Consider the following 16,536-nt stretch of genomic DNA (forward strand, 5'->3'; position numbering starts at 1 on the left):
AGATGAAAAATAAGATTTAAAAGGGAAAGGTACTCCAGCGATTAAGCCCACAGCATGGAGGCGCAAAAAACATTTACAATGTCAATACGATTTAAAATAATTGGAATATTCCTTCTGACGCTGTTTGGAGCCGACGTTGTCCGCGCACAAACTACAATCATCAGGGGAGTACTTACGGATTCTGCCTCCAAAGAGACTTTGCCGTATGCCAACGTCCTGATTCCCGGAACGATCTTTGGCACGCAGGCAGATGACGAAGGGAGGTATGTGATAAAAATTGAAGGAAACCACACGAAAATTCAGTTTGGTTATATCGGGTATAATACGGTAGTGAAAACGATAGTTCCTGGAAAAGAACAGGTTATCAATGTGAAACTGAGCGTAAATGCCGCCATGCTGACCGAGGTTGTCATCAAGGGAAAGGCGCGTTACCGAAACCGGAACAATCCGGCCGTTGAGCTTATCCAGAAGGTGATTGACCACAAAAAGGAAAATCAGATGGATGCCAACGACTTTGTGCAATACGAGCAGTATGAAAAAATATCGCTGGCACTGAGTAACTTATCGGATAAATTCAAGGAGAGACGTATTTTTAGAAACTATCAGTTTTTGTTTACCGAGCAGGATTCGAGTACGATCGGTGGAAAGAACATGCTGCCGGCTTATTTGAGAGAACGCCTTTCGCAGGTCTATTTCCGTAAGAATCCTTATAAGAAAAAGCAGCGCGTCCTGGCTGATCAGCGTGCAGAGTATGACGCTCGCTTTATCGACAACGATGGTTTGAGCACTTATTTTAACAGACTTTATGAAGATATCAATATCTACAACAATAATATTTCAGTAGTTACAAACTTGTTACTGAGCCCGATAGCAAACAGTGCTCCGACATTTTATAAGTTTTTTATTACGGATACAATCAAAACACAACAGCCCTGGCTGATTGAATTAAGCTTTATCCCGCGTAACAAAACAGATCTGCTGTTTCAGGGGAAACTGTACATCACGCTTGACGGACATTACGGGGTCCAGCATGCGTATCTGACTGTGAATAAGGATATCAACCTTAACTTCATGCGTGATCTGGAAGCCAAGCTGGAATTTGAAAAAAGTGCGGACGGCAGATATCACATGAGTAAAAGCACGCTCGGGATGGAGTTTGCATTCGGGGACAAGGGCGGCGGGATTTACGGTCAGCGAACGGTGACTTTTAAGGACTATGAAATAAACCAGCCAAAACCGGACAGTGTTTACTACGGGCCTTCCGAGGAAATCGTCTATAATGCCAGCGAAAAGAAAAATCCGGACTTTTGGGTTTCGTCAAGACATATCCCCCTGGAACACCGGGAAGTGGAGATTTATAAGAATGTAGATACGCTTCAGACAATTAAATCTTTTAAACGTACAATGGATATCGGTACGCTGTTGTTTGCAGGGTATAAGTCTTTGGGCGCTCTGGAAATCGGGCCGGTGAACACCTTTTACAGTTTTAACCCGGTTGAAGGTTTAAGATTACGTTTCGGAGGAAGGACTACGCCACAGTTCAGCAAGCGGGTTTATTTTGAGACCTATGCGGCTTACGGGTTTAAGGACATGAAATGGAAATATTTTTTGAGCGGGACTTATTCGCTTAATAATAAATCCGTTTACCATTTTCCGCTGCATTATTTCCGGGTGAGTTACCAGCGCGACACAAAGATTCCAGGTCAGGAATTACAGTTCGTTCAGGAAGATAACTTCTTGCTGTCATTTAAGCGGGGGAATAATGACCGCTGGCTGTATAACGATATTTATAAATTCGAATACGTTCGGGAATTTCCGAGCCGGATTTCCTACAAGCTCGGATTCACGCAGTGGGCACAGAGCCCGGCGGGCGCACTGCTGTACCAGCGTTACGATACAACCAGCGACGGACTCGTTAATATTCCGAAACTGTCGAATGCTGAGGCTAGTCTTGAGCTGCGTTATGCACCGAAGGAGCAATATTATCAGGGGAAATTATACCGTATTCCGATTCCTAATAAGTACCCGGTGTTCACTTTTAGATACAGCACGGGGATCAAGGGGTTTCTTCAGGGGGAAACGAGCTATCATAATTTTACGGGTAATGTCGCCAAGCGGTTTTTCCTTTCCCAGTTGGGCTACGCGGATGTTACGGCTGAAGGAGGTTACATCATTGGAAAAAATATTCCGTTCCCTTTGCTGACGATTCACAGGGCGAACCAGAGTTATGCGTATCAGCTGAGTTCCTATAACCTGATGAACTTTTTAGAGTTTGTCAGTGATCATTATGCGAGTTTAGGTGTTGAATATTATTTGAATGGATTTCTTTTTAATAAGATACCGTTGTTAAAAAGATTGAAACTGAGAGAAGTCGTAGCATTTAAAGGTGTGTACGGGGGTTTGAGAAGTGAAAACAATCCGGCGAATAACCCGGAACTATACCGCTTTTTGACAAATCCGGATGGAACATCAGCCACTTATTCTCTTAATAAGGAACCTTACATGGAAGGAAGTGTGGGGATAGCGAATATTTTTAAATTATTAAGAGTTGATTTGGTTAAACGGTTCAACTATCTTGACAATCCCAATGTTTCGGAGTGGGGGATCAGGGCAAGGGTTAAGTTGGATTTTTAGTGTAAAAATGTTTAAAATGAACAAGGACGAGTTAAGAGTTGCCTTACAGCAAGGCATCTATAAAGTGATCAATCCGTTTGTCAGGTTCCTTATCAGAGCCGGACTGACACCCAATATGGTCACAACCATTGGTTTGGTATTGAACATTGGTGTTGCCGTGATCTTTATTGTTGGTGTGGAAGAGGGCAACCGGGGTGATTTTCGGTATGTCGGCTGGGCAGGGTTTCTGGTTTTGTTTGCAGGGATTTTTGACATGCTCGACGGGCAGGTAGCCAGGCTGGGTAATATGAGCTCTACTTTCGGAGCCTTTTACGATTCTGTTCTGGATAGGTATAGTGAGATGGTTATGTTCCTCGGTATTTGTTATTATCTCGTTGGCCATCATTATTTTTTCAGTTCGCTGTTCGCATTCATCGCTTTGATCGGTTCGGTCATGGTGAGTTATACCCGCGCCAGAGCGGAAGGCCTTCGGGTAGAATGTAAAGAAGGGTTGATGCAGCGCCCGGAAAGGGTGGTCCTGGTCGGGGTTTCTGCAATTGCCTGTGGTGTTGCATCGGGCTATATTGGTGGGGATTATAAACTTTTTATTCCCGGATTACCTTTCCATGTATTTGAAACAATGTCAATTTTTACAATTCCCATTACGATCATGGCCGTTCTCACCAACATCACCGCCGTTAACCGATTGTTAAGTGTAAAAAAAATATTGGATAAAAAAGATTCCGATGAGATTTCTATTAATCATTAGTCTTGCTGCTGTGTTCGCAACAAGTACAATGGCATTTGCCGACAAGAAAAACCGTGAAAATCTGACTGTTTCGGCCGTTGATACCTTCCCGGTGCCCAAGTTACCCAATCTTCTTTTTTATATACAAAGAGATCCGAATACGAATACCATCTGCTACGAATTAAATGTTGATGAAAAAGGTAGACTGGACGAAGACAACCCGGTTCACCCGTTTTGGATCCGTTATCCTGAGGGCGGAATGCGTAAGGAATTGAACTATCTTCAGAGAAAATTTGCTTACGGAATTATAGTTAAGAAATCCGGTAAAGATTATTTTCAGTTAAAATCAGTTGCTTACGCTAAAACTCCGTTATATTTAAAGAAGGGGACGAATAATAAATACCAGGTTTTCATGCAAATTAATCAAAGGCAATGTGTCCTGACTAAAATTTTTGTGCGAATCGACGGCGGAACTTTCTGGGTTCCCAATGTAAAATACATCGAGGTGACGGGTACTGATCCTGCGACTGGTAAAACTGTTGTAGAAAGAATTACTAAATTTTCCTGATTTGTGTCATGCCTAAGAACTACATATCCAACTCCAAAGAATCGGTTAGGATGTTCAAAAGCGATCTCCTGGAATCCGTTTCTAAAGTGCACTATTCCGTGCCATTGTTTATTTTCATTCCCGTAATTCTTTATTTCGCGTGGAAGGCAATCTGGGAACAGCACCTTTCAATGGCCTTGTTTGCACTGTATTATTTGTTTGGCCTGTTTGTATGGTCGCTTACGGAGTACATCATGCACAGGTTCGTTTTTCATCTGGAACCTAAGCATGGGAATAAAACATTGGAACGGATCCATTTTATCTTCCATGGCGTTCACCACGATTATCCGAGTGATACGCACAGACTGGTGATGCCCCCGTCGGTGAGTATCCCTTTATCGGCCGCCTTTTATTACTTGTTCTCGTTCTTTCTGGAAACGGGTCCGCTGGCGGCTTTTTTTTCAGCATTTATGAGCGGTTATCTGTTTTATGATATGACCCATTACATGCTGCATCATGCCAATTTCAAAAGCAAATTCTGGAAAAAACTGAAAAAACACCATATGCTTCATCATTACGACGATGCCACGAAAGGATATGGGGTGAGTTCTCCGTTATGGGATAGAGTTTTTAGCTCCGATTTTTTAAACAAAAAAAATGATCAATAATTTAGGAAGTACAGTGAGCATTGCGAAACCCGATTTCTACGGTCCCAAACCGCTTTTAATGATGCTTGGGCTGTCCGTCGGATATCTTTTGCTGTCCAGGTACCTGATAGGATTCAGAAGTGAGCAGGTTGTTCTTTTGGTGATCACCAATGGGTTTTATTTTTTTTCGGAATCCACACGTAAATTCATTACTGCATTTTCCATCTTCATCGTGTACTGGATTTTGTTTGATTATATGAAGGCTTTTCCCAACTATAATTACAACAGCGTCCATATCAAAAGTCTTTATGAACTGGAAAAATCCATTTTCGGCATTCATTCCGGTCCGGCAAGGCTGACACCAAATGAATTCTGGATCAAGCACCAGCACCCCTTTCTGGATGTGATGTCGGGGCTTTTTTACCTCACGTGGATTCCGCTTCCGTTATCGCTTGCAGGGTATTTATTTTTCAAAAACCGGCCTCAGTTTTTCAATTTTGCATTTACATTTTTGCTTGTAAACCTGATCGGTTTTGTGATTTATTATCTTTATCCTGCTGCGCCGCCTTGGTACAGCCAGCAATACGGGTTCAAATTCATTGCCAATACGCCGGGAAATACGGCCGGGTTATCGCGCTTTGATTCCTTTTTTAATGTGGGCATTTTTAGGTCAATCTATGCAAAAAGCTCAAATGTATTTGCGGCAATGCCGTCTTTGCATTCATCCTACCCGCTAATTGCCTTGTATTACGCAGTCAAAAGTAAGATCAACCAGAGTGTTGTCGTTTTGATTGGGATCACGCTGCCGGGGATTTGGTTTGCCGCCGTTTATACGAGCCATCATTATGTGCTGGACGTGCTGGCGGGAATAAGTTGCGCGATTACCGGTATCATCATCGTGCGTTATGGATTCAGAAAGATTTTGTCATGAATACGCGTGATGGTTTTGTGCAGAAATATTTGTTAATTTTTAATAACGTCAATAGACCAATTTTGTTGGGCTATTGACGTTGAAATATCATGATATCAATCGTAATATGTTCTGCCAATGCGCAGGCTTTGGATCAGGTCAAACGCAATATCCAAAACACCATTGGCGTGCCCTATGAAATTATTTCATTTAATAACAGTGATGGAAAAAAGGGAATATGTGCGTTGTACAACGCCGGTACAAAAGTAGCTAAGTACGATTTGCTATGCTTCATGCATGAAGATATCGAATTTATTACAGAACAATGGGGCAAAACAGTTGTGAACCTGTTTAACGCTGATGCACGGCTTGGTCTGGTAGGCGTTGCAGGCGGTGGGTATAAATCGCTGACTCCTTCCAGTTGGTATAATTATGATCTTGAAATCAATGGCGGGTTTTATTGTAATCTAATTCAAGGTTTTAAGTATACCGATAAAGCGGATGCGCACGATTATCGAAACCCTAGGCATGAGAAGTCGGCAGCGGTCGCTTGTGTTGACGGATGTTGGCTGTGTACGCGAAAAACAATTGCTTTGCAAAACCCGTTTGACCAAAAAATGCTAAGTCAATTTCATGGGTATGATATTGATTTTTCATTATCCGTAGGCCGGACCCATAAAGTAATGGTGACTTACGAAATTCTATTGAAACATTTCTCTGAGGGGAAATTTAATAAAATCTGGATGGAAGAGATCGTTAAGGTGCACAAAAAATGGAGCCACATTCTTCCCGTTAATATTGACAACTTGCCCGAGAATCGATTAAAACAAATTGAGCGGAATGCGTTTGAGATTTTCTTGCAGCAATCCCTGCAAAAAGAATATTTTTCAAAAATCCAACTATTGAAAATAATCTGGAGTACCAGAAAATCTCGTATTGCGACGTTATCCTTTCCCTATAAATTATTTCAAAAATTGAATAAGCTGACTTGATCAGGACCTAAATCCTTCCGCGTCTTAAATTTTTACGAAACTTTCTCAATTTGTTCAAATACGAGAAAAAACTTCTTCCTTCCCATTTATATTCGTAGTAAAACCGCTCTCCCGCCGTTAATTTTTTTTGTTCGTTTTCATTCTCGGTTTTAAGCGTTCTGCTCTCCAAATGATCAACATGGGAAGAAGTGATTAATGCATGTTTTAGATTATGCTTTTGAAGCGTGTTGCTATAATCGTTATCCGCATACCAAAATTTAAAACCAGGGTCTAGCTTGCCGGTAATTTTTAACATATCCCGACGGAAAAAAATACACCAGCCAATAAGCTCCTTTCTTACCTCGTAGCCATAGTGTATCCCGCTATTGATTTCGATTCCTTGCTGGGGATGATGGATTGTACAAGCCGGACTAACACTGTATAGCGCTTTATCATTTTTAAATGCACTTAATATTTCCGTTGCCCAGTTCGGATGGAAAAGAAGGTCATTATTGCATATACATACGTACTTGCTTTTGGTCATTTTTATCCCAATATTCATGTATTTATGATAGCCAAATGACTGCCAGGGATAAACGGTCTTTGCATTTTCGTATTGGTATGGCCGCATCGATTTGTTTGATTCAACGACAATGATATTGAATTTTATCCGGGAAGGATTTTCAGATTTTATCAGCGAATCAATACAATTTTCAGTAATGTTTTTTAACTCTTCGCTACGGGCATAACTTAGAATAACAATATCTATTTCAGTTAAAGCGGGATTTATCATTTTTTGAATAAAGCTTTTCTTTTGTAATTGAGTGCTTTGAAATAAAAAGAGAAGAAAATTTTAGAATCACTCACGCGGGCCATTCTCCTTAAATCCCTGACGTCGATCAGTGAAATATCGTACATCATTAATTTATAAAGCTTTCTTTTTCTATCTCTATTTTTTGCGAGTAGTTTTTGTTTTTCATCCGTTGACAAATAGAGAGATTTGCAGATGTAATCAGAAATCCTATCCCGAAATCTTATTTCGCCCTCACGCATTATCCTTAAATCTTTACTGACACTGTGGCGATGAATACGTATGATAGTCTTTGCATCCGCATGTTTTAGGTAGCAGAAGTGCGCGCCATTAACGGCACAGCGAAACCAGAATTCCCAATCTTCGGTATGGTTACTGAATTCGGGAAATCCTCCTGTCAATTCAACGATCTTCTTCCGCACCAACGGGCTGCTCATCACCGCAATGTTGGAATACAATAGGGTGTCAAGAATATTAAAACCTTTATCACATAGACGTGGCATCCAATCTTTGCATTCCATTTCATAGTCAGGATAAAGAATGTCAGGTTTTCCGTCTTCAAAATAAACGTGATCGGTATAGCAAATGTCAACCTCAGGGTGCTCAGCAAAGAAAGAGAGCTGAATCGCAAGCTTATCCGCACTGATTAAATCGTCAGCATCTAAAAACTGGATAAAACTACCTTGTGCTTCCTTGATACCTACATTCCTGGCGGTAGAAACTCCTTTGTTCTCCTGAAAAATATATTTGAACCGTTTATCTGAGGCAGCATATTTTTTAATGATTTCCCGACTATTGTCGGTTGATCCATCATCTATAATAATGGCTTCCCAATTAGCGTAAGATTGGTTTAGCAAAGAATTTAAAGTCTCTTCGATGACAAAACCGTAATTGAAGGATGGTATAATGACGGATACAAGAGTCATACTTTGGCGATTAAGAATTAATATCGTGTCCTTGCTGCGTAATAAAAGGCTCCCAAAAATCGAGATTTTCGTCCCAGGCGTGGCAGCCAAACGGGAGCTGGTTGCTCATCATCCGATAAGCTCTTTCCGGTGAATTTTCAAAAGAAAATTGTAATGCAACTTTGTAGGATGGAATATTGAGCCACTTTTTTTTTCGGTTAACCTCAATACTCCAGAATGCGTCTTCGTGAAACTGGTGCTCCGAACGCAAATGGTATTCCGCTATTTTATCTGAGAAAATTTGCGTGAGTGCATAGAATTTTTTTACCCGCCGCAAAGAAAATCCTCCATTACCAACTTGGTTTTCAAACTGTTTGGCGCTCGGTAAACCATTTTCATAGACGTTGTATCGTTTATGAAAAAAGTTTTGGAATTTTGTTTTAGCCGTTTTAATAAGATCGGGGTCATTGATGGGTCTTATCCATGGCGCGCCTACATAGTCGTAAGATGTTGCAGACCAAAGATCAAGGTCGTCACGAAAAACAAAAGCATCGAGCTGATAAATGAGAATAAACTCAAATTCCAAAAAACACTGATAAAATGTAGTGGAAAGCATCAATTTGTTATAGCCATCAATACCGCTGAAAAAATCGTCATCAAAGGACTTTACATCTGCAAAATGCACGTGCTTTTCAATTGCAGATAAGTCCAGTGAGTTCGGTTTTATGGCAATAACCTGGTGTTTTCCCAATACCTTTATGCATTGCGCCAAAGCAATATTCTCGTATTTGCTTAGCTGTGTTTTGTAAAAGGGAACTATGACTGCCGTGGTTTTTGCTTTTTTCATCGGGGACAAGTATTCAGCTTTCTATTTATTCAGCATATGGACCAGCGATTCCAAATGTTCCTGGAAAAAGAAATCATATGCATTTTCTCCTTCCGGAACTACGTTAATTACTTCAAAAGTCGGTTCCAGAATTCTGGGAACTTTCAGAGCCTCGGCGATTGAAAATGGGAATGACTGGTTGCCGATAAAAAATTTACACCCGGCTATAATTTCGGCAAGCTCCATAAAATCCGATATTTGTTTCCATTGGAGATTGGGAATACTCTTTTTCATGTCTTTGTACTCGGACTCTACCCCGACAAAGAGCACGTTGGGAAGCTTCGACAGAAATTTATAGTTGATCGTAGAATTTCGATACCTTTCACTTCTTGCCAGAATAATTTTGTCAGCATAGGACGAATCACCTTTGGCTTGTAACCACGGTTTGTATAGTATAGGGCTCACACCGGTTAGATAGCTGCACCAACGTGCGATATTTCCTTTACCCAAAGGAATATTGCCATCCCGGAAATAATCCATGTCGATATGAATCTGCTGGTCCGTATGAACTTCGCAAGTTTTGATATACGGTTGGGGATTAATCAAGGCTATCAGCATTGCCGCCATGTGTTCATTTAGCATTACATTTCCCATCGGATGGGAATTATAACCGGATAGAACCAGTGGTTTTCCCAGGCGTAAATACAAGTTTACAGAAACGCCTGTAAGTTCATATATCCTTTTGATGGTCGGCAAAGCATAAATAATATCACCGGCATTACCACTATGACTGATATTGACTGATCCGTGATTGGCGGCCAGCTGCATGATCTTTTCAAGCGTGGTAAACCGCTCAGTTCCTAAAATGAAACTGGATAATTCCTCTTGCCGGTAATTTTTAAGCTCCCACTTATACCGCTTGTATTGTACCTTGTCTGTATATTTCAGCCAAAGTTTAGCTATTGGATTCTTTTGTTTAAACATGCTACTAAAATTCGAACATTCCTCGTGTAACGTCAGATATAACCGCGGTCTTCGAAGGACTTTCTTGTCTGTTTAGTTCTGTAAATGGCGGTAAAACTATCCTTTTAACGAACTTATTGCCCGGCAGGGTACGGGGATGAAATATGCTTTTAGTGTTTATGCCAACTATTCATTAAAAGTCTGCATATCAATAAGTCGCTTATACAGGCCGTTTCGATCCAGCAACTCACCATGCGTTCCCTGTTCAATGACCTGTCCGTCTTCCAGCACCACAATAATATCTGCGTTCTGAATGGTACTTAGTCTGTGCGCGATCACCAGTGAAGTTCTGTTTTTCATCAGGTTGTTCAGTGCTTCCTGCACCAGTTTTTCTGATTCCGTATCCAGTGCCGACGTCGCCTCATCCAGAAGCATGATCGGAGGGTTTTTCAAAACGGCACGTGCGATACAAATACGTTGCTTCTGTCCGCCTGACAGCTTCATGCCGCGGTCACCAATATTACTTTGGTACCCATTTTCAGTCTGAAGAATAAACTCGTGCGCATTGGCTACTTTAGCCGCATTTTCAACTTCCTCCTGCGTGGCATGCGGCATACCAAACGCAATGTTGTTAAAAATGGTATCGTTGAAAAGCAGTGATTCCTGATTAACCACGCCGATCATGGACCAAAGGGATTCCATTTTTATATCTTTTACATCAACATTGTCGATGGTCACTTTTCCGCTTTCTGCCTCAATAAACCTTGGAATGAGATCCATCAATGTAGACTTGCCACCACCAGACGGTCCAACCAAGGCAATGGATTTTCCTTTCGGGATAGTCAGGTTTATTGATTTCAGAACAGCTCGTTCAGAATAAGAAAAAGACATATTTTCAAGTTTTATCCCTTCGTTAAAAGCTGTGATGGCTACCGCATTCGGAGAATCTACTATTTTTGGTTTCTCATCGATCAACTCAAGAACGCGCTCACCCGCGGCAATACCTGCATGAATGGTACTGAATGACTCCGTGATGGCTTTTGCAGGCCTCATCACCTGCGAAAAGATACCGATGTAGGAAATAAATGCAGCGACGCTCAAATCTGACTGATTTCCAAGAATTAAGGAGCCACCGTATAACACGATGGATGTTACCATTAATACGCCCAGAAATTCAGAAACCGGACTGCCTAACTGTTGACGGCGTGCCATTTTTCGGCCTAAATCCGAATACCGCACATTTTCAGAATCAAACTTTGTTTTGATTGCCTGTGTGGCATTAAACGACTTTATTATCTTAATACCTGTCAGCGCTTCATCAAGATAACTGATCATCAAACCAAACATTTCCTGCGATTGTTTGGCTTGTTCTTTCAGGCGTTTCACGATTTTAGAAATGATAAAAGCGGAAATTGGAATCACCAATACTGCAAAAATGGTCAGTTTGAAAGAAATCGAAAAAAGCATAAATACATAGGCAAGAAGCTGCAACGGCTCTTTAAAAAGAACTTGCAAGGTGCCTGTTACCGAAAACTGTACAACGCCCACATCGGACGCAATTTTGGCAATAATGTCCCCCTTGCGCTGGTTGCTGAAATACCCGACATGCAAATCCATGACGTTGTTAAAAACGGTTTTACGCAGGTTCAGCAATGTGTGAATTCTTAGGTTTTCCATGATTCTCTGCGAGAAGTAGCGGAAAATATTCCCGAGAAGAACGGAGCCGACAATGACCGCACAAACAAGTTGCAAGGCGCCATAAGGTCCGTAGGTTAAATTAGCTTGTTGGGCGAAATAGTTTAGATAGTCCGCTACTTCAAAATAACTTTTCGGTTCTTTAATCAATTCTGTTCCCGCGGTCCCGCTTTTGAACAAGGTCATTAACAACGGAGCAAGTAAAGCTAAATTTAAAGTAGTGAAAATTACACCCAGCACTGTGCAGATAAGGTATGGAATGGCGAACTTTTCAATTGGCCTGGCAAAAGATAATAATCGGAAGTATGTTTTCATTTTTTATATAAAGGCACAAAGATACGTTTTTATGCCATTCTGTAAATATTCGTGGAGCGAAACCCCGTCAAAAGTTTATTTCGGACGGGATATATGCTAACGAAGAAAATGTAATTTTAATTTTAAACAACACCGGGGTTTTTGTATTTTTTCCTGAACGGGTTATATAGTTTAGACCCGCTCTTTCGGAAAAGGTTGGAACAGGTTTTGGAAAATATTATTTTCAGCACCGTTTTTTACGTCCCTGACCGGTTCGTAACAGGGGGACAAATCGTAAGATTTCGAAGAATTTGTTCTGGCTTATCGAACCGGAAACTGTTCTCTCCGGTTACTTAGCTACTGACCGTCCGTGATTGAAATTCCGTTTAAATTAAATTATAATTAAATGAGCCGGTGACTGCATCACTCCGGGTCATTTTTTCGTAAATACCAATTAACCGGATTAGAGACCTGAAACGATCCCGATCGATAACTTTTGCACCCTGGAAAAATGTTAAAATCAAATATTGATGCTATAAATTTACCCAAACTGGTATTTGTTTTTTCTCTGCTGATCATGCCTTTTATCAGCAAGGCGCAGGACCGTTGCGGAACGATGGATTTGTTGGAACAGAAATTTAAACTTAATCCGGCTTTAAAACAGAAGTTTAATGCCCGGGAAGCGAGTTTTCAGGAAATGGTAAGACAACGTATCGCGCGTAGGAAATCCATGAAAACGGGAGAGTTGGTGACGGTTCCGGTTGTTTTTCATATCGTTTCAAATAATCAGTCGACGATTACCGATGCCCAGATTAAAGCGCAGCTGGATACCATCAACAAAGATTACGCGGGCTTAAATGCGGGTTCAGCAAGAATTCCAGCTTATTTCAAGTCATTGTTCGGGCAATCGGGTATTCAGTTCACCCTTGCACAGCGTACGCCAAATGATGAGCCGACGCCCGGTATTATCCGTTACAATACTTCCCAGAGCTCTTTTAATTACCAGAGCGATTTTGTGAAACATGCAGCCATGGGCGGTGCCGATGCGTGGGATACGGATAGTTACCTGAATATCTGGGTTTGTAATTTATCCAATGATATACTGGGTTATGCCACTTTCCCAAACGATGGAGCAGAAGATGAACAGGGTGTGGTCATTTCTTATCGCAGTCTTCCGGGTGGAAGTGCGACAGGTTACAATGCGGGCAAAACACTGACGCACGAAATTGGTCACTATTTTAATTTATGGCATATCTGGGGTGACGACAACGGGAGCTGCAACGGAACTGATGGGGTGAGTGATACGCCAAACCAGAGTAACAACACGACCGGGACTAAGACCGGCATGGTTACCGATAATTGCAGCCCGGTGTCGCCTGGGATTATGTACCAGAACTTTATGGATTATTCGGCCGATGTATGTCTGCTGATGTTTACGGCCGAGCAGGTGGGCCGGATGGAGACGGCCTATTCAAACTACCGGTCGCTTTTAAGTGCTTCGAAAGGCGGGATTCCGTTGGATTTGAAAAGGAAAGATGCATCGGTTAAGCAAATCACCCAGCCAGAGCAGCGTTTGTGCGGCAATTCATTTACGCCGGTGGTGTTGCTGAGAAACCGCGGAAGCGAAACGCTGACCTCTTTAACCATCAATGCCAGCATTGACAATGGAAAAGTGACCAGTTATCAATGGACGGGTTCATTAAAAAGTTATGCTGAATTAAGTGTAACCTTGCCTTCGATGACCACGAGCGAGGGAAATCATACACTTACCGTTACATCAGTTATTCCCAATGGTGCACAGGATGAGGATACTACCAATGATACGGAAACCTTTGATTTTATGTATTATCTGCCTTCTGCGCCACCGGTTAAGGAAGGATTTGAAGGAACATTCCCCGCAACGGCCTGGGATATTGTGAACCCCGATGGCGGACAAACCTGGGAAACGACCACAGCGGCTGCTAAGTCAGGTAATGTGGCGGCGAGAATAAGAAACTTCGATTATTTGTCCCTGGGACAGAAGGATTATTTGCGCAGCCCAACCGTTAATATTGCCAACGTCGATTCTGCATTTGTATCGTTTCAGGTTGCAGCCGCGACTTATACGGGTTCGGTAAATTCTTCCGGTACATGGGATACTTTGCAGGTTTTGGTTAGTACAGACTGCGGACTTTCCTATACCAGTATTTATAAAAAATGGGGCCCAAATCTGGTAACCCGTACTGCCGCCACCCGTACTGCATTTACACCAGCTACGGGCGAATGGCGCAAAGAGGAGCTTGATATCAGCGATTTTATCAGCAAAGGAAATGTGCTGGTCGCTTTTATGAACATTAACGGCAATGAAAATGATATTTATCTGGACGATATCAATATCCGAACCGTGACACTAAACCCGAATTTGAAGGAAGCAGGATTTCTGGTGACACCCAATCCAACGAATGGTCTCATCTCGGTTCAGTTTTATCCGCATCCAACCGGATTAAGATCCATTTACATTTATAATATCAGCGGGCAGGAGGTAATGAAACTGATGCTGCCGGCAGGGGAAGTGCCTACCAATATCTTTGAATTTAACCTGCAAAATTACGCAGCTGGGATGTACATCGTGAAGGCTGTTTTTGATGATAAAATATTGACGAAGAAAATTGTCAAATATTAGCGTGATGATGCAATCAAAGCCTAACTTAATGAGCAGATTTGTTTTGGCTATGCGGTGGTTTCTTGATAGAGAAGTGTCGTTTTAGAACAATTCGAGTTGCTCAGGGTCACGTGGTTTTCTTGGCTTTGCTTCCGGTTCTCCAAAGTTGGATAGTGAAATGCCGAGCAGGCGCACCGTTTTTTCTTCTCGGTCCACCTTTTCCAAAAGCTGTTTGGCGGTATTGAAAATGGTTTCAAAATCGCCGACGGGGTGCGGATAGGAATGATTTCGGGTAATCTGGGTGAAGTCGTGATACTTTATTTTTAATGTGATGGTTCTACCCTTTAACTGACTTTTCTGTAAACGACGGAAAACGGTTTCTGCAATGCTGTCCAATTCTTTGTGCATCTCGTCGGTGGTGCTCAAATCATATGTGAAGGTGTCTTCCGCACCCAGCGACTTGGTTTCCCGGTGTGTCTGAACTTCCCGGTCATCGATCCCTCTGACGATTTTGTAATAAAAATGGCCTGATTTTCCGAAGCGTTTGACGAGTTCGTTTTCTGACAACTTTTTAAGATCCGCTCCGGTAAACAACTGCATGTCGTTCATTTTTTGCGCAGTCACTTTGCCGACACCGAAGAATTTTTCGACCGGGAGGTTATTGACAAACGCTTCAATTTTTGAGGGGCCAATAAAAGTAAGACCGTCTGGTTTGTTGATATCAGATGCGATTTTGGCTACAAACTTGTTGGTGGAAATGCCAGCCGAAGCCGTGAGATGAAGCTCGTCTTTGATTGCTTTTTTTATTTGCTGCGCGATTTCCAGCGCCGAACCAATGTTAAGCTTATCCTGTGTGACGTCAAGAAATGCTTCATCCAGTGAAAGCGGCTCGATGATATCGGTATAACGCTGGAAAATTTCCCGGATGCTTCTGGAAACGGCTTTGTAGGCGTCAAATCTTGGAAATACGAATATGATGTCAGGACATAGTTGTATCGCTTTTCTGGAAGACATGGCAGACCGGACGCCAAACTTACGTGCTTCGTAGCTGGCGGTAGCGACTACGCCACGACCGGTCGGAGAGCCGCCCACAGCCAATGGCTTGCCACGGTATTCGGGGAAATCGCGCTGCTCCACCGAGGCATAAAATGCATCCATGTCAATATGGATAATTTTACGGTATGTAGGCTTCGGAGCGTCTGACATAGGTATTAATCAATAAAATTGACTCAATGCTCCTTTCCAAAGTTCATTTCGCCGGCCTCAATTTTGGCCGTTAAATGGTTGTCGTCGGGAGGGATCGGGCAATGATAACCGTCACTATAAGCACAGTACGGATTGTAGGCCTTGTTGAAATCCAGCACCACTGTATTGTCTTTAATGTCGCCGGTACGCAAATCGATGTATCGCCCGCCGCCGTAAGAATCAACCCCGTTGGTTTTATCTTTGAAAGGTAAAAATAGGTAGTCGCGGTATTGCGGCTGCGACTGCAGGCTGAGACTTCTGTAAACCGTTAAGGACTGCTTTTTACCGTGAAGACGGAATTTTAGCTGGCCGTATTTAACGTAAGTCTTATTCATGGCGCTGTAAGTCGGCATTTCAAAAGGGCGGCTTTTCTGAATACGTTTAAAAACGGCAGTAACGCGATACGTGGAGTCTGGTTCAAAGAAGCGCAGGTAATTTAAATCATCCTTTTTCAGCGGAGAATTTTTAGAGGAGAGAAATTCCTCCTTGTAATGTTTTCTGTAAATTTCTGTCTGTTCTTCGAAGTTTTGCGCATGAACAGCATTACAAATTATTAAAAAAATAGCCAGGTTAAGTAAGTTCTTCATATGCTTAAAAAAATAAGAGGGCGTCTCAAATTCGAATTGAGGCGCCCTCTTTGTTTTGTATAGGCTTTCGTGATGTTTTATCTTTTTTATGCTTCTATCAAAAGCTCAGAGCGTTATCAGATTGAATTATGTA

At 42.0% G+C, this 16,536-nt stretch carries 14 protein-coding genes; 7 read left to right on the forward strand and 7 right to left on the reverse strand.

Annotation, left to right across the window (positions count from 1 at the left end; genetic code table 11):
• Positions 1–78: 78 nt before the first annotated feature.
• The 6 genes from RB622_RS25660 (at position 79) to RB622_RS25685 (ending at position 6,457) form a co-directional block, all read left to right on the forward strand.
• Positions 79–2,634 carry a DUF5686 family protein gene (locus RB622_RS25660; protein WP_308049624.1) on the forward strand — a complete coding sequence of 852 codons (2,556 nt, stop codon included), beginning with the start codon at positions 79–81 and terminating at the stop codon, positions 2,632–2,634.
• A 16-nt stretch (positions 2,635–2,650) separates the two neighbouring features.
• Positions 2,651–3,382 (forward strand): CDP-alcohol phosphatidyltransferase family protein, encoded by a 732-nt coding sequence (locus tag RB622_RS25665; protein ID WP_308049625.1) that lies wholly within the window; start codon positions 2,651–2,653, stop codon positions 3,380–3,382.
• Positions 3,360–3,929 carry a DUF4833 domain-containing protein gene (locus tag RB622_RS25670; protein ID WP_308049627.1) on the forward strand — a complete coding sequence of 190 codons (570 nt, stop codon included), beginning with the start codon at positions 3,360–3,362 and terminating at the stop codon, positions 3,927–3,929. Before RB622_RS25665 ends, RB622_RS25670 begins: the two co-directional genes overlap by 23 nt.
• A gap of 8 nt (positions 3,930–3,937) precedes the next feature.
• Entirely contained in the window at positions 3,938–4,576 is a 639-nt protein-coding gene (locus RB622_RS25675) for a sterol desaturase family protein (protein WP_308049628.1), read from the forward strand.
• A complete protein-coding gene (locus tag RB622_RS25680) occupies positions 4,566–5,486 on the forward strand; it encodes a phosphatase PAP2 family protein (protein ID WP_308049629.1) in 921 nt (306 codons plus the stop codon). The genes RB622_RS25675 and RB622_RS25680 overlap by 11 nt, the downstream gene beginning before the upstream one ends.
• 89 nt (positions 5,487–5,575) lie before the next feature.
• Positions 5,576–6,457 (forward strand): glycosyltransferase, encoded by an 882-nt coding sequence (locus tag RB622_RS25685; RefSeq protein ID WP_308049630.1) that lies wholly within the window; start codon positions 5,576–5,578, stop codon positions 6,455–6,457.
• 7 nt (positions 6,458–6,464) lie between these two features.
• Here the strand turns inward: RB622_RS25685 and RB622_RS25690 are convergent, their stop codons facing one another.
• The 5 genes from RB622_RS25690 to RB622_RS25710 form a co-directional block, all read right to left on the reverse strand.
• Entirely contained in the window at positions 6,465–7,229 is a 765-nt protein-coding gene (locus RB622_RS25690) for a glycosyltransferase (protein WP_308049631.1), read from the reverse strand.
• On the reverse strand, positions 7,226–8,173 hold the full coding sequence (locus RB622_RS25695; protein ID WP_308049632.1) for a glycosyltransferase family 2 protein: 948 nt from the start codon (positions 8,171–8,173) through the stop codon (positions 7,226–7,228). Before RB622_RS25695 ends, RB622_RS25690 begins: the two co-directional genes overlap by 4 nt.
• Positions 8,174–8,183: 10 nt before the next feature.
• On the reverse strand, positions 8,184–8,999 hold the full coding sequence (locus RB622_RS25700) for a DUF5672 family protein (protein WP_308049633.1): 816 nt from the start codon (positions 8,997–8,999) through the stop codon (positions 8,184–8,186).
• Between the two features lie 21 nt (positions 9,000–9,020).
• Entirely contained in the window at positions 9,021–9,962 is a 942-nt protein-coding gene (locus RB622_RS25705; RefSeq protein WP_308049634.1) for a hypothetical protein, read from the reverse strand.
• Between the two features lie 165 nt (positions 9,963–10,127).
• Positions 10,128–11,951, reverse strand: coding sequence for an ABC transporter ATP-binding protein (locus tag RB622_RS25710; RefSeq protein ID WP_308049635.1), 1,824 nt, complete (start codon positions 11,949–11,951; stop codon positions 10,128–10,130).
• A gap of 490 nt (positions 11,952–12,441) precedes the next feature.
• Here RB622_RS25710 and RB622_RS25715 point away from each other — a divergent pair, with 490 nt between their 5' ends.
• Positions 12,442–14,592: a M43 family zinc metalloprotease gene (locus RB622_RS25715; protein WP_308049636.1), complete on the forward strand. Its 2,151-nt coding sequence runs from the start codon at positions 12,442–12,444 to the stop codon at positions 14,590–14,592.
• Positions 14,593–14,673: 81 nt separating this feature from the next.
• Here the strand turns inward: RB622_RS25715 and dinB are convergent, their stop codons facing one another.
• Together dinB and RB622_RS25725 are read right to left on the reverse strand one after the other, a co-directional pair.
• Complete coding sequence (gene dinB, locus RB622_RS25720) at positions 14,674–15,777, reverse strand: DNA polymerase IV (protein WP_308049638.1); 1,104 nt, start codon at positions 15,775–15,777, stop codon at positions 14,674–14,676.
• A gap of 23 nt (positions 15,778–15,800) precedes the next feature.
• Positions 15,801–16,403, reverse strand: coding sequence for a DUF1684 domain-containing protein (locus RB622_RS25725; protein WP_308049639.1), 603 nt, complete (start codon positions 16,401–16,403; stop codon positions 15,801–15,803).
• Positions 16,404–16,536: the final 133 nt, after the last annotated feature.

Origin of the sequence: Dyadobacter sp. LHD-138 (genome assembly GCF_030929615.1) — a bacterium.
Lineage (GTDB): Bacteria > Bacteroidota > Bacteroidia > Cytophagales > Spirosomataceae > Dyadobacter.

Coding starts and splice junctions, on each gene's coding strand:
- RB622_RS25660 (WP_308049624.1), top strand. CDS start 79: ATGTCAATACGATTTAAAATAATTGGAATATTCCTTCTGACGCTGTTT.
- RB622_RS25665 (WP_308049625.1), top strand. CDS start 2,651: ATGAACAAGGACGAGTTAAGAGTTGCCTTACAGCAAGGCATCTATAAA.
- RB622_RS25670 (WP_308049627.1), top strand. CDS start 3,360: ATGAGATTTCTATTAATCATTAGTCTTGCTGCTGTGTTCGCAACAAGT.
- RB622_RS25675 (WP_308049628.1), top strand. CDS start 3,938: ATGCCTAAGAACTACATATCCAACTCCAAAGAATCGGTTAGGATGTTC.
- RB622_RS25680 (WP_308049629.1), top strand. CDS start 4,566: ATGATCAATAATTTAGGAAGTACAGTGAGCATTGCGAAACCCGATTTC.
- RB622_RS25685 (WP_308049630.1), top strand. CDS start 5,576: ATGATATCAATCGTAATATGTTCTGCCAATGCGCAGGCTTTGGATCAG.
- RB622_RS25690 (WP_308049631.1), bottom strand. CDS start 7,229: ATGATAAATCCCGCTTTAACTGAAATAGATATTGTTATTCTAAGTTAT.
- RB622_RS25695 (WP_308049632.1), bottom strand. CDS start 8,173: ATGACTCTTGTATCCGTCATTATACCATCCTTCAATTACGGTTTTGTC.
- RB622_RS25700 (WP_308049633.1), bottom strand. CDS start 8,999: ATGAAAAAAGCAAAAACCACGGCAGTCATAGTTCCCTTTTACAAAACA.
- RB622_RS25705 (WP_308049634.1), bottom strand. CDS start 9,962: ATGTTTAAACAAAAGAATCCAATAGCTAAACTTTGGCTGAAATATACA.
- RB622_RS25710 (WP_308049635.1), bottom strand. CDS start 11,951: ATGAAAACATACTTCCGATTATTATCTTTTGCCAGGCCAATTGAAAAG.
- RB622_RS25715 (WP_308049636.1), top strand. CDS start 12,442: ATGTTAAAATCAAATATTGATGCTATAAATTTACCCAAACTGGTATTT.
- dinB (WP_308049638.1), bottom strand. CDS start 15,777: ATGTCAGACGCTCCGAAGCCTACATACCGTAAAATTATCCATATTGAC.
- RB622_RS25725 (WP_308049639.1), bottom strand. CDS start 16,403: ATGAAGAACTTACTTAACCTGGCTATTTTTTTAATAATTTGTAATGCT.